We start from the raw sequence: 22603 nt of genomic DNA, 5'->3' as shown, positions 1-22603 counted from the left end.
CCCGGGCCGTGTATTCGGTGCTCAGGCGCTCTGGGCGTCCTTCGCGCGGGCCTTCAGCGCCCGCACCACACCGTCGCGGCCCTCGGCCACCAGCCGACGCAGCGGGGCGGGGTGCCCGTCACCGGCCAGCCACGCGTCGGTGGCCGCCACCGTGTCGTCCTCGACCAGGTAGGTCGGGTACGCCAGCTGCGCGAACTCCTGTGCCGGCTCGCTGTCCCGGGTGGCCCACACCTGCCCGACCGCCGCGAAGTAGCGCTCCCGGTACGGGGCGATCAACTCCACCTGCACCGGGTGGGCGAAGCCCTGCAACAGCGCCCGGTGCCGCCAGTTGGGCAGCGCGTCCGGGCCGGTGAGCAGGGCCCACACGGCTGCCTTGTTCTCGGCCGTCGGGATCAACGCGTGCGCGTACGCGGCCTCCCGCTCGCCACTGGCCGTGCGGTCGCTGCTCAGCTCCGCCTCGATCTCGGCGGCACCGGCGGCACCGTTGGCCACCAGCGCGGCGAGCACCGACCAACGCAGCTCGGTGTCCACGGTCAGCCCGGCCGGCACGCCGGTGCCGTCCAGCCAACCGCGCAGCGTCGCCAGGTGCTCCTCGGAGCGGGCCGCCGAGGTGAACGCACGGGCCCAGGCCAGCTGGAACCCGCTGCCGGGCTCGGCGGCGGCGAGCGCGTCCCGGGCGGTCCGGGCCAGGTCGGCCCAGCCGGTCGGCGCCCAGGCCGGGTCGGCGTACAGGGTGAGCGCGGTGGTCGCCTGCCGCAGGGTGGCGGTGACCAGGTTGATGTCGGTCTCCGCGGGCAGCCCGCTCAGCGTCAGCGCCACGTAGTCGCGGGCGGACAGTTCGGCGTCGCGGGTCATGTCCCACGCGGCGGTCCAGCAGAGCGCGCGGGCCAGCGACGAGTCGAAGCCACCGATGTGCTGCACCACTGTCGCCATCGAACGGTCGTCGAGGCGCAGCTTGGTGTAGCTGAGGTCGTCGTCGTTGAGCAGCAGCACGTCGGCCGCCCGGACGCCACGCAGCGCGGCGAGATCGGTGTGTTCGCCGGTCACGTCCACCTCGTACCGCTCGCGCCGGACCAGCCGCCCGTCGGTCAGGTCGTACAGGCCCACGCCGATCCGGTGCGTGCGCAGCGTCGGGTACGCCGCCGGTGCCTCCTGGCGCACCAGCACCTGCTCGTACGTGCCGTCCGCGCCGATGGTCACCTCCGGCCGCAGCGTGTTGACCTGCGCGGTCTCCAACCACTGGGCGGCGAACTTGCGCAGCTCCCGCCCGGATGCGGCCTCCAGCTCGGTGAGCAGGTCGTCGAAGGTGGCGTTGCCCCAGGCGTGCTTGCCGAAGTAGGCCCGCAGCCCGGCCACGAACGGCTCCTCACCCACGTACGCGACGAGCTGCTTGAGCACGCTCGCGCCCTTGGCGTAGGTGATGCCGTCGAAGTTGACCTCCACGGCCTCCATGTCCGGCATCTCGGTGTAGACCGGGTGGGTGGACGAGAGCTGGTCCTGCCGGTAGCCCCAGTTCTTCCGGATGGACAGGAAGGTCGTCCACGCCTCGGTGAACCGGGTCGCGTTGGTGTTGCACCAGTGGCTGGCCCACTCGGCGAACGACTCGTTCAGCCACAGGTCGTTCCACCAGCGCATGGTGACCAGGTCACCGAACCACATGTGGGCCAGTTCGTGCAGGATCGTGTTGGCCCGCTGCTCGTACTCGAAGTCGGTCACCTGCGAGCGGAACAGGTAGTGCGACTCGGCGTGCGTCACGCAGCCGAAGTTCTCCATCGCGCCGGCGTTGAAGTCGGGCACCCAGAGCTGGTCGTACTTCGGCAGCGGGTAGCGCACCCCGAACTTCTCGTGGAAGAAGTCGAAGCCCTGCTTGGTGATCAGGAACAGGTCGTCGGAGTCCAGATACTGCGCCATCGACGCCCGGCAGAACACCCCCAGGTCGATGCCGTCGTGAGCGTCGCGCACCTCGTGGTACGGCCCGGCGCACATCGCCGTGATGTAGGTGCTCATCCGGGGCGACTCGGTGAAGTGCAGCGTCTTGAGCGCCTCACCCGCGGGCTCCTCCCGCTGCACCGGCATGTTGGACACCGCCCGCCAGTGCGCCGGCACCGTGACGTGCCAGGTGTAGACGCTCTTCAGGTCGGGCTGGTCAAAGCAGGCGTACACCCGCTGCGCGTCGGCCGTCTCGAACTGGCTGTAGAGGTACGTCTCGCCGTCCACCGGGTCCACCGTCCGGTGCAGACCCTGACCGCTGTTGGAGTAACCGAAGTCGGCGTCGACCACCAGCACGTTGTCGCTGTCCAACCCGGACAGGGTCAGGCCCTTCTCGGCGGACCAGTCGGAGAGGTCGACGGCGGTGCCGTTCAGCGTCGCGGACCGCACCGACTCGGCAGCCAACTCGATGAATGTGCTCGCGCCCGGTTCGGAGCAGCGGAACCGGACCTCGGTCGTCGACCTGAACGTGCGGCCGTCGGCCGCCAGCACGGCGGTGGACAGGTCCAGACTGATGTCGTACCCCGTCACGTCGAGCAGGCGTGCCCGCTCGGTCGCCTCGACCTGCGTCAGGTTGCGCACTCCCGGCACTGTTCGTCTCCATCCCACGTGTCGCCGTACGCCCGGCGGCGCCCGTTCGCCTACCGCTCGTGACGGCCGGCCCGATTCGAGTCTTCCATGTACGGGCAGCCCGCGGTGGCCGAGGTCACGCTCTCATTCGGGCGCCGGTCGATGCGCTGCGGGGTGAAGATTCTCCTGAGACGCCGACTGCCGGCGCCACCCGTCGTGAAGGGATCCCACCGTGACCGAACGTGTCACCGCCGACATGTGGTTCGACCCGGCCTGCCCCTGGGCATGGATCACCTCCCGCTGGCTGCTCGAGGTCGAGCAGATCCGGGACGTGGACATCCGCTTCCACGTCATGAGCCTGGCCGTGCTCAACGACGGCCGGGACGAGCTGCCCGAGGAGTACAAGGAGTTCCTGAAGACCGCCTGGGGCCCGGTGCGGATCTCCATCGCCGCCGAGCAGCGCTACGGCAATGACGTGCTGCGCCCGCTCTACACCGCGCTCGGCAACCGGATCCACCTGCAAAAGCAGGAGCGGGGTCCGGAGCTGTACGTGGCCGCGCTCACCGAGGCCGGGCTGGACCCGGCGCTGGCGGCGGCCGCCGACAGCACCGACTACGACGAGGCGCTGCGGGCCAGCCACGAGGCGGGCATGCGGCCGGTCGGGCAGGACGTGGGCACCCCGGTCGTGCACGCGCCCGGCCCGGACGGCACCCCTGTCGCGTTCTTCGGCCCGGTGATCACTCCGGCGCCGAAGGGGGAGGCCGCCGGCCGCCTCTGGGACGGCGTGCTGCTGGTCGCCGGCACCCCGGGCTTCTACGAGCTCAAGCGCACCCGCGAGCAGAGCCCGATCTTCGACTGAGCGACGACCACCGCGCCCCCGTCCGTGCTTCGTCAGCTGCCCGGGCGGGGGCGTTTCGGGTTCGCGGCCGAGGTCGGCGCACGGTCGTGGCGTCACCGGGAGGCGGGCGGCGTCGTTTCCCTCGGTGTCCGCCGCAGCGACCCGCAGGGCCGCACGCCGCAGTTCGTGGAGGCAAATCCCGATGGCCAAGCACCGTGCGTCCGGTGACGATCAGTTGACCCGGCCGGGGGTGATCGAGGCTCCCGGCGCGGACTACTGGTCCGTCGACGACTCCCGCTGGCCGACCGTCCGCCCGGACCTACCCGCCCACCTGGTGGATCTGCTCGCGCCGCCCATCGTCGTGGGCGTGGCACGGGTTCCGGTGACGTCCCGGCTCACCCCGCCCACCTCGGTCGACCCGCTGGCGTCACCCGTCGACCCCGCGCCGACCGAGGTGCCGGCGCTGGTGCCGTCTGGGGCGGCGCCGGCCCAACCGGCGCCTCCGCCGCCGGCGCCTCCGCGCCCGGTGCCGACGCCGCCGCTGAGCCCGCGGCCCGTTCCGACGCCGCCCCCCGACCGTCCCGTGCCGGGGCCGCCCGCGTCGCCCCGTCGCGCCCTGAACACCGGGCCGATCGGGACCGCTCGACGCGGCAACGGTGGTCCGGTGAGCGCGGGTAGGCACCGCCGGGGCGCTTCCGACCGCGCCGGCTGACCATCCGGGCCCGATCCGGTGCTTTCATCTGGTGGACGCCCTCCGGGTCCCCCGTCGGCGGCGACATCGCCGCCGGTAGCGTCAGTGGGCATGACGGTCGTGCATCCGATCACCCGGGCCTGGGTCACCACTGGCGGCACCGGCGCGCAAAACTACGACGAGTTCGCCGACGACGCGGAGATCACCGCGATCATCGAGTCGAACCCGCACAGCGCGCTCGGCATCGAGATGCCGCACCGCGCCCCGCAGAGCCTGGGCAAGTCGTTCCTCGACGCGCTGCCGGACGCGGTGGCCCGCCTCGCCGAGGCCAAGGCCGACGGCAGTTACACCCCCGCCGAGCAGGTGGTGGTCCTCTACCGGATCAGCGCGCCCGGCGAGGAGCCGGCGTACGGGCTGTTCGCGATGGTGGACACCGACCAGATCTCCACCCGGGCGGACGAGCCGGGCCTGGTCATCCGCAACGAGGACGTCTTCATCGGCAAGGTGCGCGAGCGGGTGGCGCTGGCCGACGCGCTGGGCCACCTGCTCTCACCCGTACTCCTGCTTCAGACCGGGCGGGGCGACGAGCTGCATGCCGCGCTCGCGGCGGCGACCGACGCGGCCGGCGCTCCCGCCGCGACGGACACCGACCAGGCGGGGCGCACGCACGCCATCTGGCTGATCGGCCCCGGCCCGGAGCAGGCCACGCTGACCGCTCTCGCCGGTGGCGGGGACCTGGTCGTCGCGGACGGCAACCACCGCAGCCTGGCCGCCCAGACCGGGGGGCTGCCGCGCTTCCTGGCCGTGATCACCACTCCCGCGTCGGTGGCCATCCAGCCGTACAACCGGCTGGTCAGCGAGCTGACCACCACCCCGGCCGAGCTGCTCGACCGGCTGCGGGCCGCGGGCGCCGAGGTCGAGCCGATCGACGGCCCGGTCGAGGTCCCGACGGCCGGCGGCACCGTGCACCTTCGCCTCGACGGCCAGGGGTACGCGGTGCGCCTGCCCGCGACCGCGGCCGCCCGTCTGGAGAACCTGGACCACGCCCTGGTGGAGCGGTTGGTGCTGCGCGATGCTCTCGGTCTGGACCCGGGCGACAAACGGATCACCTACGTCGGCGGTGACTACCCGGCGAGCTGGCTCACCGGTGAGGTCGACGCCGGGCGGGCCGAGTTGGCCATCCTGATCGCGCCGGTGACCGTTGCGGATTTCATCGCGGTCAACCTGGCCAGGGAGAAGATGCCCCGCAAGAGCACCTGGTTCACCCCCAAGGCGCGCGGCGGGCTGGTCGTCGCCGAGCTGCCGCGTTGAGCACCGCCCCCACGACCGTGTGACGAACCCGGCTCGGGGACGCCGCCCCTGTGACGTCCCCGAGCGCGGCCTGACAGACTGCCCGGTATGCGCGTCTACCTGGGATCCGATCACGCCGGTTTCGAGTTGAAGGTGCACCTGGCCAACCACCTGGCCATGCAGGGCTACGACGTGGTCGACGTCGGCCCGCACGCCTACGACCCGGACGACGACTACCCCACGTTCTGCCTGCACACGGGCGACCAGGTGGTGGCCGACGAGACGGGCCTCGGAGTGGTCATCGGTGGCTCCGGCAACGGTGAGCAGATCGCCGCGAACAAGGTCGCCGGCGTCCGCGCCGCGCTGGCCTGGAGCGTCGAGACCGCTCAGCTGGCCCGCCAGCACAACGACGCGAACGTGGTCGCCATCGGTGCCCGCCAGCACACCCTGGACGAGGCGACCGGCATCGTCGAGGCGTTCCTGAACACGCCGTTCTCCGGTAACGAGCGGCACGCTCGCCGGATCGCCCAGGTGGCCGAGTACGAGCGGACCCGGAAGCTGCCCGACCTGCCCTGACCGTGCGGCGCTCAGCGCGGCGAGCGGGGCAGCTCCTCGCGCGGCACCCAGTTCCGCCGGACGACCACCACCCGGGCCTCCGCCGCGGCCAGGTCGTCCTCGGTGGGACGGGCCGCGTCCCGGGCCCGTAGCGCGGCCCTCAGCCCCACCTGGGACGAGCCGGAACCGACCAACCCGCGTAGCCCCCGCTCGCCGTCGCGCTCGTCGCCGCCCGCACTCCTGCGTCGCGGCGGCGGGTCGTCACCGTCGTGCACGCCCGGGGTGCTGGCCGTCGGGCCGTCGGCACCCGGTCTGGCCGTCTCGGTGTCGGCATGGTGGCGCAGCCGTCGCCGTCGCCGATCGGGGTCACCCATCAGCCGACCGTACCCTGCCCGGGTGTGATCCGCCGCCGTCGCGGGGCCTCGCGCCCCGGCCGGGGTCGGCGACCGATTTGCCGGCTGGCTACCCTCGAATCCAGGCGGTGCTGTTGCCGTCGGTCAGGGGGAGGACGAGATGGCAGACCAGACGCAGCCGTGGGCGGAGCGGACCGTGGAGGTGCCACCGCAGGCCGGCGTCGGGGTGCCGCCGCAGCGCGACGGGTTCCGCCGGGGGGTCGCTCCGGTGGGTCAGCCGCGTACCCCGCGGACGGAGCCGTTCCCGGTGGTGGAGCAGGAGCCGACCGGCACCGGCTGGCCGGGCGGGCCGGCGCCACGCCGCTCGTTGAGCTCGCGCATGGCGCAACTGCGGCGCGGCGGTGAGTGGAGCGCGGCTGGCGGCCTCTTCGCGTTCGTGTGCTGGGGGATCTGGGCGTTGTCCGGCCAGGGTGACCTGAGCGGGCCGCTGCTGGTGCTGGTGCTCAGCCTGCTGGTGGCGGTCGGCCTGTTCGCGCTCTTCCGGCTGGTCGGTCGGGTGGTGTGGGAGCGGCAGCTGGGCCGGGTCCGGCGTAGCGCCCGAGGTGCCCACCTGGCGACGGCGGTGTTCCTCGCCGGCCTCGGTGTGGCGTGGCTCCAGCAGACCGAGTGGGTCGTCTCGGCCTGGAACTGGATCTCCTCGAACTGATTTCGGGGAACGCCGGGCGGGCCGGCCGTCGCCGCCCGCCCGTGCGCCCGGTCGCGGCGCGCCGCGACACCGGTCGTCTCCCCACCAGGCAAGGTTGCCGTTTACCCGGCCGGCCGCGGTTCATCCGTGGCCGACCGGCCCGACCGGAACCCCGTCCGGGGGACCCGCCCGGCCAGCGGCGCCGCTCGGGTCAGTGCTCGGGCTTGTGCGCCCGGACCAGGATGCGCTGGGCATGGGCCACGAACGGACCGTGGCGACGGATGTGGTCGTGCAGGTCGGCGAGGCGGGCCCGGTAGCGGTCCACGGTGAAGTCCGGCACCGTCCAGATGACCTTGCGAAGGAAGTGCACCACCGCTGCGACGTCGTTGAAGGTGGTCGGCAGCGCCTCGTTGGTTTACGACAACGCCGACGACCCGCACGAGTTGGCCCCGCTCATGCCCTCCTCGAACCTTGTCGGCGAGCGCGGCCACGTCCTCGTCACGTCGCGGAACATGGCCTGGTCGGCGAGTGCCATGACCCTGGACGTCGACGTGTTCACCCGGGCCGAGAGCGTGGAACTGCTGCTCAAGCGGCGTCCCGCGACCACCCCTGACGATGCCCGGCGGCTCGCCGCGGAGCTCGGCGACCTGCCGCTCGCCCTGGAACAGGCCGCCAGTTGGCTGCTCACCATGCTGTCGTCGGTCGACGAATACCTCGTCGACCTCAAGGAACATGCCCGGGAGCTGCTGGGTGAAGGGCAGCCCCGGCAGTACCGGGGCACCGTGTTGACGGTGGTGTCGATGGCGCTCGCCGCGGTGCGTGAGCAGAATCCCGCCGCCGCGCAGCTGATCGAGGTGCTCTCGTTCCTCAGCCCCGACCCGATCCCGATGCGTCTGCTCTGGGAGGGGCGCCGCGCCGGGTTGGACGAACCGCTGCGCACCAGCCTGCCCGCCGTGACGGAAGGGTCGGCCAACTACCGGCTGGTGACCCGCCGCTTCGGGACCGACCACGTGCTGACCGCGGAGGCGGCGATGACCTGCGCCAACGCGATGCGCGCGGCGGGCGACGCGACGCAGGCGTACGCCCTGGCCTCCCAGGGGCACGCCACCTTCCGCGCTGTCTTCGGGGAGCGGCATCCGGTCACGCTCTGCGCCGCGGTCAACCTCGGGGTGATCCTGCGGGCGCGCAACTTCGACCGTGAGGCGCGGGAGTTGGGTGCGGCCACCCTGGAGGCGATGGGCGAGGCGCTGCCGCCCACCCACCCGTATCTGCTGAGCGCGCGCTCGGCGCAGGCGATCAACCTGGTCCGCTCGCACCGGCTGGAGCAGGCGCAGGTGCTCTCCGAGGCGATCCTTGCGGACTCGCGTCGGCTGCGCGGGCCGGGGCACCCCTACACGCTCTACTGCGCGGTCAACGCGGCTGTCGATCTGATCGAGGTCGGCGAGGAGGTTCGGGGCCGCGAGCTGCTCGACGAGGCCGCCGCGGCACTGGAGTCGATGTTCGGGGCGGACCATCCGGAGGTGGACGCCGCGCGGGGTCAGCGGCGCATCGAGTGCGACATCGAAACCGTTGGGCTGACCTGACTCGCCCACCCACGGCGGCCGGCTCCGTTCACTCATCCGGTGGTGATCGTCGGGCGCCGTGCACGTTCGGCTGCCGCCACCTCCCGGCGCCCGGCGGCGTCGGCGGACGCCGGGACCGGCACGGCGGCCAGCCGACCGATCCGTTCGGCCAGGCGATCCGCCCAGAGCCGCCCGGCCGAGGTGAGACTTCCGGCCCGAGCGAGTTCGACCAGGGCGCGCTCCAGTTGCGCCCGTACCACCGCGAACCGGGCGGTGGCCCGGGTCGCCAGTTCCGGATGTGCGCGCAGCGCGGCCCACAGTTCGGCGACGGCGGTGAACGCGTACGTGCCGTGCAGCAGCCCGCCGATCGGTCGCGGGTCGGGGCGCCAGGGCGCGAAGTACCGCGCCGGGTCGGTCGGTTCGTAGAGCTGAACCAGGCCGAGGACGGCGTTGAGTTTGCTGTGTTGTAGCTCGTGCACCATCGTCACGGCCAGGTCCACCGGGTCGAGGTCGGCGTCGGCGGCGAACGCCCCGAAGGCGTCGGCGTGCGTGACGCTGTGCCCCCGCTCGGTGCCGCCGGCCAGCGGCACGAACGTGCTGATCCCGGCGGCCACCTCGGCGGCGTGCGTCGGGGCGTACCCGACGAGCAGGTGCCAGGCGTGCCCGACGGACCGTGCCAGCTCCGCGGCCCGCGGTGCGGAAAGGTGGGCGGCGAGCGGTAGCCCGAAGCAGTCGCGGTAGGGGTCCAGGTCGTCGACGCGGAGGTCGAGGGTGACCGACTGGTCGGTGAAGCGCCACCGGCGGCTGGGCGTCCACCGGGGCCCGGTCAGGTCGGTCGGCGTCACCGTCGCGCTGCCACCGCGCCGGCGCAGTACCCCGAGGCCCGGCACGGGCACCAACCCCGCGTACGGCGTGACCGGTACCGCCGCGTCCGACCAACTGCTGAGGGTGGCCGCCGCGAGTGCCGCGAACGGGAGGTAGTCCGGTCGGTCGGTGTTGCCGTGCCGGACCCGATCGATCGCCCAGACGGCCAGCCACGGGTGATCGAGCAGCACGTCCGCGGCGGCGGGGTCGAGGTGGTGGGCGTGGCCGAGCAGGTGCGCCGACGCCGCCACCGCGTCGTCGGTGTCGGCGAGGCTCTTGAGGACGAGCATCGTGCGGTTGCGTTGCGCGCGCCGCAGTACGCGGATGGACGCCGGGCCGGCGATGCCGTCGGCCAGGTGGGTGAACTCCGAGCGGGTCAGGTGGAGTCGGCGCCGGGGTCGAGGAAGCTGTTCCAGCCGGTCAGCGTCGTCTGCCGGGGGCTCTTGAGGGTCGCGACCAGGTCCTCGATCCATCGGGCCAGTTCCGGATCCTCGTCGCGTAGCAGGTGGCTCAGGCCCTGTGTCAACACGTCGACCACAACGAGGTGATCGGGTGCGGGTTGCTCAGTCATCGATGTCCCGGGTTGGCGCAGGCGTGCTGACATGAAAACACGTCAACGTCTGTGATCACCATCGGCTTACCGACCGGCACCGCTGCGGTCCGGTACCGCCGCCGGTGGGAACTGGCGGCGGTACCGGACCCGCGGGTCAGCCGGCGGACGCCTCGGCGGCGGCGTAGTCGCGCGCCACCCGGACCAGTTCCACCAGGCCGCCGGCGTACTCCTGGGACTCGCCGTGCGCCTCATCGAACGGCGGCTGGAAGCCGACGCCCTCCCATTGGCTGGTCGCCGGGTTCCACCGGTCGTTGCCGACCTCGAAGTCCCAGGCGAGGATGCCCAGCTCGTAGTAGAGCTGGTCGGCCGAGTTGCCGGCGGCGGAGTAGAGCACGTCGGCGACCGGACCGGTCTGCGACGGCCAGGTGACGGTGCCGCGCTCCTGCGCGATGGCGCCGACGATCCGCCGGGCGCTGTTGAGGAACAGCGTCGACTCGTCGATCGACGGTCGCGGCAGGGTGACCCGACCATCGGCCCGGTACGCCCCGGGCGGCCACATGAAGTACCCGCCGTAGGAGTGCACGTTCATCGCGAACTTGATGTTGGTGTGGGCCTGGGCGAGCGCGATGACGTTGCGGCTCTCCGCCTCGGACAGCTCGGCGGTGCCCGCGTAGGTGCCGGACAGGCAGTTGGCGCTGGCGCCCACGTATCCGTCGAAGAACGACCCGACGGTGTAGTTACGGTTGACGTCGACGCCCCACGAGGTGCGGTTCTTCGGGTCGCGGGCCGCCCCGGTGCAGTGGTTGACGAGATTCTTGCGCTGGAAGTTGAAGTCGTTGAACGAGTAGTTCGCGCCGTCCGGGTTGACCGTCGGGATGACGAAGATGTCGACCTGCTCCAGCAGCTCACGGGTGGCCGGGTCGGTTCGGGCGTTGGCCAGCATCCGCTCGGCGAACTCCAGTGTCACCAGCGGCGTGGCCCACTCCCGGGCGTGTTCCTGGGAGTACGCGAGCACCCCGACCCGGGAGCCGTCCCGGTGTACGCCGAGGCGCAGCGCCTGCACCGTCCACGGCCGGGCCGGCACCTCGGTGCCCTGGAGGCCGTCGTCGAGCCTTGTGGGGCCGGCGACGCGCATCGGCAGCCCGGCCGAGCCGTCCTCGACGGTGGCCCGGAACCGGTCCGGCTGGCCAACGTTGATCGCCGCGGCGACCTCGTCGGTGGTGCTCACCGTCTTGCCGGCGGTGTCGGTGGCCAGCGACACGGTGAGCACCCGATCCCGGTAGCCGACGGTCAGCGGTCGGTTCGCCCGGCCCGGGTCGACCGTCCGCACCTGTACGCCGTTCATGTTCTGGTCGCCGAAGCGGACCGACTCGACCACCACGGCCGCCACCGCCGGGTCACCCAGGTACGCGGCGGCGGTGCGCCGGTATCCCTGGGTCTTGTTCGGCAGGTCGATCACGTCCACCAGGTCCCGGTACTGGCGGGCCAGCCGCTTGATCCGCGCCTGGATGTCCACCGGCGTCAGGTACGCGCCGATGAAGTCCTTCTGGTAGCCGGCCGGCAGCGGCGGCGGGGAGGCGTTCGGCCAGAGCGTCGGCGTGACCACCCGGCTGACCCCACCGAGGCTGGAGGCGGCGGTCACCTGAACCGGCCGGTTCGGCACCGGCTGGGGAAGGTTGTAGTGGTACTGATACTCGCCCGAGTCCTCGAACCGGTACAGCGGGAACGAGCCGGTGGCGCCGTCCGCCGTCCGCCAGCTGACGGTGATCTCCACGTCCGGGTCGTCGGTGGCGGTGGTGGCCACCTGGGCCTGGAGGAACGTCTGTCCGGTCGTGGTCCACCAGTACGCCTGCTGCACCTGGAGGGTGTCCACGGCGGTCGCGGCGGTGGTGGACCGCTGGCCGGCGGTCGGCGTGCGCAGCCCGGCGGCGGTGCGGGCCTGAGCCGCGCGGACGCTGTCGGCGTAGTGCCGGTTCCCGTCCCCGGCGCGCTGCACGATCTGCACGGCCGTCGCGCCCTGCGCGGTCAGTTCGGCGAGCTGCGCGCCGCTGAGCACCAGGTCGGCGAGGATCCGGCCGTCCCGGGCCCGGGGCCGGTTGGCCAGGTCCGCGCCGGTGGCGACGAGCCGGTCCAGCTGGGCCTGGTCGCGGAGCTGGACCCGGACCACTGCGGTTTCGGTGGCGTTCAGGGTGATCGGTGCGGCCGGGGCGGCGGGGGCCGCCGTTCCGGCAGCGGGATGGGACAACACTGCGCTGAACAGGATCACTGTGGTGGCGGCAGCTGTCCACCGTCGTCGGACGATCATGTGCCCTCCTGTGACGGACGTCGATGTATCTGGTCCTTACACCAGTGCATAGATCGACACCTGTCAAGGTGGGGAGGAATGCGCTCCGCGGCGTTGAGCCCGGTGAGATCTGCGCGAGTTCCGGAGCAACCCCCGGGGCCAGACCCCGCGTGACTATCTCGAAACGGGGATCGGAGGCCTGAATGAGCGATCGCGACAAGGCGTTCGCCGAGTACTTCGCGGCACGCTCCAGTGCCATGCGCGGCACCGCGTACCTGCTGTGCGGCGACTGGCACCGTGCCGAAGACCTGGTCCAGACCGCGTTCGTCAAGCTCTACCGGGTCTGGAACCGGATCTCCCGGCACGAGGTGCTCGACAGCTACGTGCGCCAGATTTTGATCCGGACCTTCCTCGACGAGCGCCGCCGCGGCTGGTGGCGGCGTGAACGGGTGGGTGGCGAGGACGCCGAGCAGGTGGCCCCGCCCGACTCGCCGGAGAGCCGACTGGTGCTGCTCCAGGCGCTGGCCAGCCTGGCACCGCGTCAGCGTGCCGTGCTGGTTCTGCGGTACTGGGAAGACCTGTCGATCGAGGACGTCGCGGCGCTGCTGGAGTGTTCTCCAGGGACGGTGAAGAGTCAGGCGGCACGCGGGCTCGACACGTTGCGCGGCCTCCTGTCACCCACCTACAGCGGGATCGAGATGGGGGAGCGATGAACGAGCAGGAGTTGCGCGAGGGGCTGCGCAGCGAGATGGCGGGCATAACCCCGCCACCACCATTGAGTACGGAAGCCACGCTCGGCAAGGCACGGCGGACGCACTTTCGCCGACGCGCGGTGTTGGCGTCCCTCGGATCGGCGGCTGTCGTGCTGGCGGTCGCCGGCTTCGCGGCCGTCGCCACCCCGGACGGCCACGTATACCAACCGGCGGGCCAGGGGCCGCTGGCTTCTCCGGACGGGTCGGAGGAGACCAAGGAGCCGTGGCCGACCGGGCCGGACGGTCAACCGCAGGAGGACCGGACCGCGCGGGCCGGATCCAAGTACGACCAGGGAGTGCACCTGCTCACTGAGGCAGTCTCGGCCGTGCCCGCCGGTTTCACCGCGCCGGAGGATCCGCCGGGCCAGCCCGCAGAACAGCGGACGCTGCGGACCAACCAGGCGCAGTTCGAGGACAGGGTGGGCGACGTCGACGTGTGGAGCTACTTCTCCTCCGTTGCCGTGGCGCAGGGCAAGGGCACCGGGCGGGTGATCGTCGAGGTGCATGACGCCGGCAACCCGTTGCCGACCGAGCCGTGCGCCCTGGCCCAGCAGTTCTGGGGCATGCGGGGCGAGTGCCAGGTGGAGACCGTTGGGACCGCGCAGGTCGGCGTGGTGGTCCGACCGACAGGCGACGAGCAGCTCGACCAGTGGTCGGCCTACCGGCATCCGGACGGCGTGGTGGTCTTCGTGGCCCAGGCCGCTCGGCTCGACGAGAGCCGGCCTGCGTTGACGAAGCTGCCGTTCTCCGTGGCGCAGTTGGCGGCTCTCGCGGTCGACGAACGGTTCCACTTGAAGTGACACGGCAACTCGGCCTCGCCGAGTGGGTCCAGGTGCCGCCGCCGCGCGGTTCACCTGGGCCTTGCTGTGTGTCAAGAGCCAGTCTCGTGACCCGTACGCGGCGGCGCTTTCTCAACGGCGCGCCGTGAGGGGCACCAGGACGAGGACGGCGATGCCCAGCGTGGTGGCGCCCACAGCCCACCGCCAGAAGAATCCCGACAAGGCCGAGGCGACCAGGAGCCCCACGCCGAGACCGGCCAGCAGGCCGAGTGCCCAACAGGGCTCACGGCGGACAGCCGTGACCCTCGCTGATGGGCAACCCTGCCCTCGTCACCGGCCTGGACGAGTGGAAGGACCATGTCAATGTCCCTGCAAACGTTGTTCAACGACTTCGTCAGGGGCGTGGCGGAGCAACTGGCCGGGTACGGCTTCGAACAGGGGAAGGGCCGCGTCTTCCGTCGGTATTCGGCGGCGGGTGACGCGCTCGTCGTCGAACTTCAGATGTCGGACCACTCCAGCGCGACCGAGAAGATCTTCTACATCAATGTGGGTCTGGTGTTGGCGCCGGCGTGGGAGGCCGCCCGGCGGCGCTACCGCCTGCCCGAGTCCGAGCAACCTCGGCCGCTGTACGCCGTCTGGAATCACCGCGTCGGATTCACCACCTTCTCCGGTGGTGACCAGTGGCGGATCGCCGACGAGGTCACCGCCGCTGAGGTGTCGGCGCAGGTGCGCCGGCGGCTGGACGAGACGCTGAGGGAACTGCTGCCTCTGCTGGACCGCGAGGCGTTCCTCGCGGTCGCCGACCGCCGGGAGTTTCTCGGGGCCGGCGGCTGGCGGGTACGGGCCTGGTTGCTGGCTGAGCAGGGTCCGTCACCGGAGCTTGAACACCTGCTGTTCACCGAGCGGCCGGCCCACACGCACAAGTCGGCGATGATCCAGAACATCTGGACCTACGCGAACGGCAAATCCAGGCCGACGGGCCGCGGTGAAGGCCCGCTTTGAATGGCTGGGTCTTTCGGCTTGGCTCTACGGATGGTTCTACTGGCGCCGCGCCATCGCTTCACGTTCCGTCGTTAAACGACGTGACCGATGGACCCGGCGAACGGCTATCCTGCGCACCATGCGTGTCGGTTTCGGCGCGAGCGTCTTCTCGCAGGGGGAGACGATCGACCCTACGGACCTCCTGTTTGCGGTGGCGCCCTTGGTGCGGAGCAGCGGTATCGAGGTGCATCGGTCGGGCAACGTCCTGTGGTTCACCGGGCCGCAACTGTCGTCACTCATCGAGCTCGCCGATCCACTGGCAACGTGGTGGCAGGAAGCAGTCCGGGTCGCAGATCATCAGGTGGACTTCCGATTCGTGGGTCCCGCCGGCCTCGACACCATCTCCTACTGCCAGCCTGACCTCGCTTCCGAGCTTGTTCGCCACATGATCGAGCACTACAGTGGCACGCCGTCTGACACCAGCTCCGCCAGCCTGCATCGCGTCTTCTAGCAGTCCCATCGGTCGGCAAGGCATTGCACTGGTCGTCAGTCGCGCGGGTGGGAGGCTAGGAGATCCGCCTCCGGAGGCGGGGAGGGTCCTGCGGTCGGACTACGGGACCGCTGGATCAGGGAGCGGCGTCTCGCCTCGCGTACCCACCAGCTCTACGAACCGCGATCGCTCAGGTCTACGCCCTGGCCGACGCCATGCCGGCCCGCTTCGCCGCGCTGATCATCGTCGCCGCGCTCTCGGGTCTGCGGTGGGGAGAGCTGCCTGCCCTGCGCCGCTGTGATGTCGACTGGACGCGGCGACCGTGCGGGTGCCTCGCAGGCTGGCGGCGCTGAGGGACCGCCTGAGATTCGGCCGCCCAAGTCCGCCGACCGTGAGTGGCACGCGGATGGCACGCAAGATCCGGGATGGGGGAGAAGCGAAAGGCCCAGGTGCCGCGATCATGCGGTCTACCTGGGCCTTCGCGCGCGGAGCGGGCGACGAGAATCGAACTCGCGTAGTCAGTTTGGAAGACTGAAGCTCTACCATTGAGCTACGCCCGCGTGCGTCCCGCCCAAGCAGGACGCACCCCTAGCGTACCCAATGCCGGAGCCCGACGCGTAACCGCGCCTCCGCCCCGCGGTGCCGTGTCGTCCCCGACGCCGCGGCACGACGCCTTCAAGATCCGCACAACATCCGGGATGTAGTGGCCTGCGCGCGCCGTGAGGCCACTACATCCGTGAAGTTGCGCGGATCTTCCCGCGAGGTGGGTGAAGCGCGCGGGGTGGAATGGTAATTTTCGGGGGATATGTCCGGGTGGGGGATGCCCCGGCACCGACTGAGGCGTGGCGACGGCATAGACTGCACGTCGCCACGGGGTGTGGCGCAGCTTGGTAGCGCACTCGCTTTGGGAGCGAGGGGCCGTGGGTTCAAATCCCGCCACCCCGACTGTCGTCCGCGGCCGGGCCGCCCCGGGTGCCGCCCAGTGCGGTCCCCGGGCGATGCCGGAGCGTCAGGCCGGCTCGCCTACACTCGATGGGCTGAATCACGCCCAGACTCAACTGAGATCCGTCAAGGAGTACGCCTGTGAAGAGCACCGTCGAGACTCTGAGCCCGACGCGCGTGCGGCTCGCCATCGAGGTGCCGTTCGTCGAGCTCGAGCCGAGCCTCAAGAAGGCGTACCGGGAGATCGGTTCGCAGGTCCAGGTCCCGGGCTTCCGCCGGGGCAAGGTCCCGACCGCGGTGATCGACCAGCGGGTGGGCCGGGGCACCGTCCTCAACGAGGCGGTCCAGGAGGCCATCCCGGAGAACATCCTCGCCGCCGTGCGCGAGCACGACCTCAAGACGCTGGGGCGCCCGGAGGTCGAGATCACCGAGTTCAACGACGGTGACTCGCTGAACTTCACGGCCGAGGTGGACGTCCGCCCGGAGATCACCATCCCGGACGCGAGCACCATCGAGGTGACCGTCGACGAGCTGCAGATCGACGAGAGCGAGATCGACGAGCAGGTGAAGAACCTGCGGGAGCGTTTCGCGACCCTCAAGACCGTCGAGCGGGCCGCCGCCGAGGGCGACTACGTCCAGATCGACCTGAACGCCACCGTCGACGGCGAGGACGTGCCCGGCGGCCAGGCGAGCAACATCTCCCACGAGGTGGGCAGCAAGCAGCTCCTGCCGGGCCTGGACGAGGCCGTGGTCGGTCTCGCCGCCGGCGACGACACCACCTTCACCACCCAGCTGGTCGGCGGCGACTTCGCCGGTCGGGACGCCGAGGTGGCGGTGACCGTGCGCACGGTCAAGGAGAAGGAGCTGCCGGAGCTGAACGACGAGTTCGCCCAGATGGCGAGCGAGTTCGACACGATCGAGGAGCTCCGCGCCGACCTCCGGGCCCGGGTCACCCAGGGCAAGCAGGTCGAGCAGATCTACGCCGCTCGGGACAAGGCCCTGGCCCAGCTGGTCGAGGCCGCCGACATCCCGGCACCGGAGGGTGTCGTCCGCGAGGAGGTCGACAGCCGCAAGCAGGCGATGGTCGACCAGCTGGAGCGGATCGGCGCCTCGATGGAGGAGTACCTCGCGGCCGAGGACAAGACCGAGGAGCAGATCGACGCCGAGCTGACCGAGGCGGCGACCGAGGGCGTCAAGGTCCAGCTCCTGCTGGACACGCTGGCCGACGCGGAGGACGTGCAGGTCTCCGACGACGAGTTCGGGCACGAGATCGTGCACCGGGCGCAGCGTGCCGGGATGGCCCCGCAGCAGTACTACGACCAGCTGGTGCGCTCCGGCGCGGCCGCCGCGGTGTTCGGCGACGTGCGGCGGGGCAAGGCGCTCGCGGCCGTCATGGAGCGGATCACGATCAAGGACTCGGCCGGCAACGCGATCACCCTCGACGCGCTGCGCGCCGCCAACGAGGCCGAGCACAACCACGACCACTGATCGTCGGGTGCGGCCGCCGTCCGCCGCTGAGCGGTGGACGGCGGCCGTTTCCCTTTCCGGGTACGCCCGACACAGCTGCGCTGAGAGCGAACAGTGCCCCGACCGGGGCTCTGCCGCCCCGCACAGCGGTTAGTGTCGGGAAAGACGGTACGGAGAGCGAAGGGCTGCCATGACCGACATGCACATCCCCAAGAAGTCGCTCCGGGCGATTGACGCGCGCGGTGGCGACTCCATTGGCAACCTCGACGACTCGGTCTACAACCGGTTGCTCAAGGAGCGCATCATCTTCCTGGGCAGTGAGGTGACCGACCAGGTCGCCAACCGCATCTGCGCGCAGCTGCTGCTGCTCGCCGCGGAGGACCCGGACCGCGACATCAACCTGTGGATCAACTCGCCGGGTGGCTCGGTCTACTCCGGCATGGCGATCTACGACACCATGCAGTTCATCGACAACGACGTCTCGACCGTGGCGATGGGCATGGCTGCCTCGATGGGCCAGCTGCTGCTCTGCGCGGGCACCAAGGGCAAGCGGTACGCCCTGCCGCACGCACGGATCATGATGCACCAGCCGTCCGGTGGTCTGGGCGGCACGGCGTCCGACATCGCCATCCAGGCGGAGCAGATGCTCTACACGAAGCGGATGTTCCAGGAGCGGGTCGCGCACCACACCGGCCAGAGCCAGTCGCAGATCGAGGCCGACTCGGACCGGGACCGTTGGTTCACCGCCCAGGAGGCCATGGACTACGGCTTCATCGACAAGGTGATCATCGGAGCCGCACAGGTTCCGGATGGCGCCGGGACCCTGAGCTGAGGAGCTGACGATGACCGATCTGAGCCTGCCGCCCCAGTTCGCGGCCGTGCACAACCGCTACGTGCTGCCGTCGTTCGTCGAGCGCACGTCGTACGGGGTCAAGGAGTCGAACCCGTACAACAAGCTCTTCGAGGACCGGATCATCTTCCTCGGCGTCCAGGTGGACGACGCGTCGGCCAACGACGTGATGGCCCAGCTGCTGACGCTCGAGGGCACCGACCCGGACCGCGACATCATCATGTACATCAACTCGCCGGGTGGGTCGTTCACCGCCATGACGGCGATCTACGACACCATGCAGTACGTCCGTCCGGACATCTCGACGGTCTGCCTCGGGCAGGCGGCGAGCGCGGCGGCGGTGCTGCTCTCGGCGGGCACTCCGGGTAAGCGGATGGCCCTGCCGAACTCGCGGATCATCATCCACCAGCCGGCCACCGAGGGCGGCTACGGGCAGGGCTCGGACATCGAGATCCAGGCCCGGGAGATCCTGCGGATGCGTACGCAGCTGGAGGACATGCTGTCCCGCCACTGCAACCGCCCGATCGAGCAGGTTCGCAAGGACATCGACCGTGACAAGATCATGACGGCCGAGGAGTCCAAGGAGTACGGGCTGGTCGACACGATCCTGACCAGTCGCAAGAAGGGTCTGCTGGCGGCCAACGCCGCCCGCTGAGCTGTATCGGGTCAGAGGTTGGCCGGGGCTTTCGTTCCCGGCCGACCTCTGACACACCCGTTTTGGGGGTCGGAGAATGCCCCGCCAGCGGGTAACGTCGGGTCCGTACCGCTTCGCCGGTTGGGCCGGCGGCGCGAACTAAGCCGGGCGGCGCGCAACGTCCGCAGGTCAGGGCCGGGTCTCCGGCCGATGAGTGCAGGGAGAACGTAGGTGGCACGGATCGGTGACGGCGGCGACCTACTGAAATGCTCCTTCTGCGGTAAGTCGCAGAAGCAGGTCAAGAAGCTCATCGCGGGCCCAGGGGTCTACATCTGCGACGAGTGCATCGATCTCTGCAACGAGATCATCGAAGAGGAGCTGGCCGAGTCCGGCGAGGTGAAGTGGGAAGAGCTTCCCAAGCCGATGGAGATCTGCCAGTTCCTGGACACGTACGTGGTGGGTCAGGATCAGGCCAAGAAGGCGCTCGCCGTCGCGGTCTACAACCACTACAAGCGGATCCAGGCCGAGGCGGCAGGCGCGCCGGGCTCCGGCAGTGACGCCGTCGAGCTGGCCAAGTCCAACATCCTGCTGCTCGGCCCGACCGGGTGCGGCAAGACCCACCTGGCGCAGACCCTCGCCCGGATGTTGAACGTCCCGTTCGCCATCGCCGACGCCACCGCGCTGACCGAGGCGGGCTACGTGGGCGAGGACGTGGAGAACATCCTCCTCAAGCTGATCCAGGCCGCCGACTACGACATCAAGCGCGCCGAGACCGGCATCATCTACATCGACGAGGTCGACAAGATCGCCCGCAAGTCGGAGAATCCGTCGATCACTCGGGACGTCTCCGGTGAGGGCGTGCAGCAGGCCCTGCTCAAGATGCTCGAGGGCACGGTGGCCAACGTGCCGCCGCAGGGTGGTCGCAAGCACCCCCACCAGGAGTTCATCCAGATCGACACCACCAACGTGCTGTTCATCTGTGGTGGCGCGTTCGCCGGCCTCGATCAGATCATCGAGTCCCGCACCGGGCAGGGTGGCACCGGCTTCGGCGCCCGGCTCAGGTCGGTGTCCGAGCGGTCGACCGACGACATCTTCAGCCAGGTCATGCCGGAAGACATGCTCAAGTTCGGGCTGATCCCCGAGTTCGTCGGCCGACTACCGGTGATCACCAACGTGCGCAGCCTGGACCGCAGCGCCCTCGTCCGGATCCTCACCGAGCCGCGCAACGCCCTGGTCCGGCAGTACCAGCGCCTCTTCGAGCTGGACGGTGTCGAGCTGGAGTTCGACGAGCCGGCGCTGGAGGCCATCGCCGATCAGGCGATGCTGCGGGGCACCGGCGCCCGTGGTCTGCGGGCCATCATCGAGGAGGTTCTGCTCTCCGCGATGTACGAGGTGCCGAGCAACCCCGACGCCGCCCGCGTGCTGATCACCCGCGAAGTTGTCCTGGAGAACGTGAACCCGACGATCGTGCCCCGTGAGTTCACCGGCCGCCGGGCCCGTCGCGACCGCGAAGAGAAGTCCGCCTGATCCTCCCCGCGTCACGCCGGCCATTCAGTTCTGAGGCGGCCGGCGTGACCGTGTTCGGCGGCGCTCGCCCGTGACGCCTTCGGCGGTGCCTGCCCGTGATCAGGGGAGCATCATTCCGGTACCGGAGCGGACTCCGACGCTGTCCGCGTGTGGCCTTCCGCCGTACCCTTTGCTCATGCGTGTCGCCGTCTGCCAGCTGAACGCCCGGGACGACCGTAAGGCCAATCTGGCGGCCGCGGAGGCCCTGCTGGAGCGCGCCGCCGCCGGCGGCGCGGATCTGGCCGTCCTTCCGGAGTACGTCGACTACCTGGGGCCCACCTCTGGGCTGCCCGAGCCGGAGCCGGTCGACGGGGAGGTGGGCAGCTTCTTCGCCGGGGTGGCCCGGCGGCTCGGGATCTGGCTGGTGGCCGGCTCGTTCCACGAGGCCGGCCCGGACCCGGACCACACCTGGAACACCTCGCTGGTCTTCGACCGGTCCGGCACGCTGGCCGCGAGCTACCGCAAGATCCATCTGTACGACGTGGAGATCCCCGGTCGGGTCTCCTACCGGGAGTCGGCGAGTGTCGCGCCCGGGGTCCAACCGGTGGTGGTCGACGTCGAGGGGCTCCGGGTCGGCCTGTCGATCTGCTACGACCTGCGCTTCCCGGAGCTGTACCGACTGCTCGCGTCCGATGGCGGGGCGCAGTTGCTGGTGGTTCCGGCCGCGTTCATGATGCACACCGGCCGGGACCACTGGGAGGTCCTGCTGCGGGCCAGGGCGATCGAGAACCAGTGCTTCGTGGCGGCGGCCGGCCAGACCGGCGACCACGAGCCGGGTCGCACCTGCTTCGGCCGCAGCATGGTGGTCGACCCGTGGGGGACGGTCATCGGCCAGGTGCCGGACGGCCCCGGAGTCTCCGTCGTCGACCTGGACCTCGACCGGCTCGACACGATCCGCGCCGAGCTGCCCAGCCTGGCCAACCGCCGGCTCTGAGGCTCAGCCCTGCGGGGCTCGGAGCCTCAGCCCTCCAGCAGGACGCCGATCACCGCGAACCCGGCGATGGCTGCTGCGGTGATCAGCAGCGCCGTGGTCATTCGGGACCTGCCCCGCCGGGCCAGTCGTCCCACCGAGAGCACGAGTACGACCAGCACCACCGCACCGATCACCACCTGCCAGAACGGCCCGATGAGGCCGAGCAGCGCCTCCTCGGCGAACACCCTGGCACCGTGCCCGGACTCATCCATGCCTGACACTCTGGCACGTCGAGGTGGCCCGCGTCCTCGGCTGCACCGAGGACCGTGGCGGGGCGGCTCGTCCGAACCAGTGATGAACCCTGATTTGCCTTCTCCGGGCCGTCCGCGTAACTTTCTCTCTGCACGGGGGAGGCCGGACAAACCGGCCGAGAACGGGCGCCAGGATCGTGGCGGGAACGCCGAGCGATACTGAGGATCGGGCGGTGCGGAACACTCCGGGAACGGGGTTGCGAACGCGAAGCCGACCGGGTAGAGTTCTGAAGCCGGCAGGAGCCGGGCGGAGAGCCGCGAAGCGGCGATCGGCCGGTCTGCGGCTTCCCACGACAGAAACGAACGTCGGCAACGACGTGCGTCATCGTGGACTCGAGCGAGAAACAGTATCCGCAGGTCGGATGAAGCACGACGAACCGCGAAATATCGGTTTGACACGGCGGATACGGGCGGGTAACGTAGTAAAAGTGCCTGGCGCTGAAAGCGCCGGGGACGCGGAACGGAAAAGCCCCGGTTGGGGTTCCACTGAGGTGGGGCTTCTGGTCGGTGTGTGGTTGTTCTTTGAGAACTCAACAGGGTGCTTGTAAAGCCAGTGCCAATTATGATTTATACCCCGGACTGGTCAAATCTTTGGTTTGGCTGGTTGGGATTCCTTTGGCAACATTTGTTTGTTGCCGGGATAGCTGTTCAACTCATTTTTTGTTGGAGAGTTTGATCCTGGCT

Annotated in this window: 22 protein-coding genes and 2 tRNA genes; 16 read left to right on the top strand and 8 right to left on the bottom strand. The window is 70.4% G+C overall.

The window, feature by feature from the left end:
- Positions 1-21: 21 nt before the first annotated feature.
- Positions 22-2571, bottom strand: coding sequence for an aminopeptidase N (gene pepN / locus ABZU52_RS09315; protein ID WP_354970564.1), 2550 nt, complete (start codon positions 2569-2571; stop codon positions 22-24).
- 220 nt (positions 2572-2791) lie between these two features.
- On the opposite strand from pepN, the gene ABZU52_RS09310 reads away from it, so the two are divergent.
- From ABZU52_RS09310 to ABZU52_RS09295, 4 genes are all read left to right on the top strand, one after another.
- Positions 2792-3418: a disulfide bond formation protein DsbA gene (locus tag ABZU52_RS09310; protein ID WP_354970563.1), complete on the top strand. Its 627-nt coding sequence runs from the start codon at positions 2792-2794 to the stop codon at positions 3416-3418.
- A gap of 181 nt (positions 3419-3599) precedes the next feature.
- On the top strand, positions 3600-4109 hold the full coding sequence (locus tag ABZU52_RS09305; protein ID WP_354970562.1) for a hypothetical protein: 510 nt from the start codon (positions 3600-3602) through the stop codon (positions 4107-4109).
- 90 nt (positions 4110-4199) lie between these two features.
- Positions 4200-5399, top strand: coding sequence for a DUF1015 family protein (locus tag ABZU52_RS09300; protein WP_354970561.1), 1200 nt, complete (start codon positions 4200-4202; stop codon positions 5397-5399).
- A gap of 87 nt (positions 5400-5486) precedes the next feature.
- A complete protein-coding gene (locus ABZU52_RS09295) occupies positions 5487-5954 on the top strand; it encodes a ribose-5-phosphate isomerase (RefSeq protein ID WP_354970560.1) in 468 nt (155 codons plus the stop codon).
- An 11-nt stretch (positions 5955-5965) separates the two neighbouring features.
- On the opposite strand, the gene ABZU52_RS09290 is transcribed toward ABZU52_RS09295, so the two are convergent.
- Positions 5966-6307: a hypothetical protein gene (locus ABZU52_RS09290; protein ID WP_354970559.1), complete on the bottom strand. Its 342-nt coding sequence runs from the start codon at positions 6305-6307 to the stop codon at positions 5966-5968.
- 139 nt (positions 6308-6446) lie between these two features.
- Between ABZU52_RS09290 and ABZU52_RS09285 the strand changes: the two genes are divergently transcribed.
- Complete coding sequence (locus tag ABZU52_RS09285) at positions 6447-6992, top strand: hypothetical protein (protein WP_354970558.1); 546 nt, start codon at positions 6447-6449, stop codon at positions 6990-6992.
- Positions 6993-7182: 190 nt separating this feature from the next.
- Here the strand turns inward: ABZU52_RS09285 and ABZU52_RS09280 are convergent, their stop codons facing one another.
- The gene (locus tag ABZU52_RS09280) at positions 7183-7311 is read right to left on the bottom strand and encodes a hypothetical protein (protein ID WP_354970557.1); all 129 of its coding nucleotides are present in this window, start codon (positions 7309-7311) and stop codon (positions 7183-7185) included.
- Positions 7312-7318: 7 nt separating this feature from the next.
- Here ABZU52_RS09280 and ABZU52_RS09275 point away from each other — a divergent pair, with 7 nt between their 5' ends.
- Complete coding sequence (locus tag ABZU52_RS09275) at positions 7319-8554, top strand: tetratricopeptide repeat protein (protein WP_354970556.1); 1236 nt, start codon at positions 7319-7321, stop codon at positions 8552-8554.
- 32 nt (positions 8555-8586) lie between these two features.
- Here ABZU52_RS09275 and ABZU52_RS09270 read toward each other — a convergent pair whose 3' ends face one another.
- The 3 genes from ABZU52_RS09270 to ABZU52_RS09260 all read right to left on the bottom strand — a co-directional run bounded on the left by ABZU52_RS09270 (position 8587) and on the right by ABZU52_RS09260 (position 12255).
- Entirely contained in the window at positions 8587-9687 is a 1101-nt protein-coding gene (locus tag ABZU52_RS09270) for an HEXXH motif-containing putative peptide modification protein (RefSeq protein ID WP_354970555.1), read from the bottom strand.
- Between the two features lie 86 nt (positions 9688-9773).
- Positions 9774-9968, bottom strand: coding sequence for a hypothetical protein (locus tag ABZU52_RS09265; protein ID WP_354970554.1), 195 nt, complete (start codon positions 9966-9968; stop codon positions 9774-9776).
- Between the two features lie 136 nt (positions 9969-10104).
- A complete protein-coding gene (locus ABZU52_RS09260; protein WP_354970553.1) occupies positions 10105-12255 on the bottom strand; it encodes a M14 family zinc carboxypeptidase in 2151 nt (716 codons plus the stop codon).
- A 182-nt stretch (positions 12256-12437) separates the two neighbouring features.
- Between ABZU52_RS09260 and ABZU52_RS09255 the strand changes: the two genes are divergently transcribed.
- The 4 genes from ABZU52_RS09255 (at position 12438) to ABZU52_RS09240 (ending at position 15257) form a co-directional block, all read left to right on the top strand.
- Positions 12438-12947 (top strand): SigE family RNA polymerase sigma factor, encoded by a 510-nt coding sequence (locus ABZU52_RS09255; protein WP_354970552.1) that lies wholly within the window; start codon positions 12438-12440, stop codon positions 12945-12947.
- Positions 12944-13786, top strand: a complete 843-nt coding sequence (locus tag ABZU52_RS09250; RefSeq protein WP_354970551.1) for a hypothetical protein — start codon at positions 12944-12946, stop codon at positions 13784-13786. The genes ABZU52_RS09255 and ABZU52_RS09250 overlap by 4 nt, the downstream gene beginning before the upstream one ends.
- 342 nt (positions 13787-14128) lie before the next feature.
- Entirely contained in the window at positions 14129-14767 is a 639-nt protein-coding gene (locus tag ABZU52_RS09245) for a DUF4304 domain-containing protein (protein ID WP_354970550.1), read from the top strand.
- Between the two features lie 118 nt (positions 14768-14885).
- The gene (locus ABZU52_RS09240; RefSeq protein WP_354970549.1) at positions 14886-15257 is read left to right on the top strand and encodes a hypothetical protein; all 372 of its coding nucleotides are present in this window, start codon (positions 14886-14888) and stop codon (positions 15255-15257) included.
- A gap of 468 nt (positions 15258-15725) precedes the next feature.
- Here ABZU52_RS09240 and ABZU52_RS09235 read toward each other — a convergent pair.
- Positions 15726-15796, bottom strand: a tRNA-Gly gene (locus ABZU52_RS09235).
- Between the two features lie 311 nt (positions 15797-16107).
- Between ABZU52_RS09235 and ABZU52_RS09230 the strand changes: the two genes are divergently transcribed.
- From ABZU52_RS09230 to ABZU52_RS09205, 6 genes are all read left to right on the top strand, one after another.
- Positions 16108-16181 (top strand) — tRNA-Pro (locus tag ABZU52_RS09230).
- A gap of 138 nt (positions 16182-16319) precedes the next feature.
- A complete protein-coding gene (gene tig / locus ABZU52_RS09225) occupies positions 16320-17666 on the top strand; it encodes a trigger factor (RefSeq protein ID WP_354970548.1) in 1347 nt (448 codons plus the stop codon).
- A 169-nt stretch (positions 17667-17835) separates the two neighbouring features.
- Positions 17836-18477, top strand: a complete 642-nt coding sequence (locus ABZU52_RS09220) for an ATP-dependent Clp protease proteolytic subunit (protein WP_007464111.1) — start codon at positions 17836-17838, stop codon at positions 18475-18477.
- A 10-nt stretch (positions 18478-18487) separates the two neighbouring features.
- Positions 18488-19150, top strand: a complete 663-nt coding sequence (locus ABZU52_RS09215) for an ATP-dependent Clp protease proteolytic subunit (protein WP_030333536.1) — start codon at positions 18488-18490, stop codon at positions 19148-19150.
- 210 nt (positions 19151-19360) lie between these two features.
- Positions 19361-20656, top strand: a complete 1296-nt coding sequence (gene clpX, locus ABZU52_RS09210) for an ATP-dependent Clp protease ATP-binding subunit ClpX (protein WP_030333537.1) — start codon at positions 19361-19363, stop codon at positions 20654-20656.
- A gap of 175 nt (positions 20657-20831) precedes the next feature.
- Complete coding sequence (locus ABZU52_RS09205; protein ID WP_354970547.1) at positions 20832-21629, top strand: carbon-nitrogen hydrolase family protein; 798 nt, start codon at positions 20832-20834, stop codon at positions 21627-21629.
- Between the two features lie 26 nt (positions 21630-21655).
- Here the strand turns inward: ABZU52_RS09205 and ABZU52_RS09200 are convergent, their stop codons facing one another.
- The gene (locus tag ABZU52_RS09200) at positions 21656-21880 is read right to left on the bottom strand and encodes a hypothetical protein (protein WP_354970546.1); all 225 of its coding nucleotides are present in this window, start codon (positions 21878-21880) and stop codon (positions 21656-21658) included.
- Between the last annotated feature and the right edge of the window lie 723 nt (positions 21881-22603).

This window comes from Micromonospora sp. NPDC005220, assembly GCF_040607895.1.
GTDB lineage: Bacteria > Actinomycetota > Actinomycetes > Mycobacteriales > Micromonosporaceae > Micromonospora.
The sequence above is the reverse complement of the archived record's forward strand: the minus strand, read 5'-3'. Positions and strand labels throughout refer to the sequence as shown.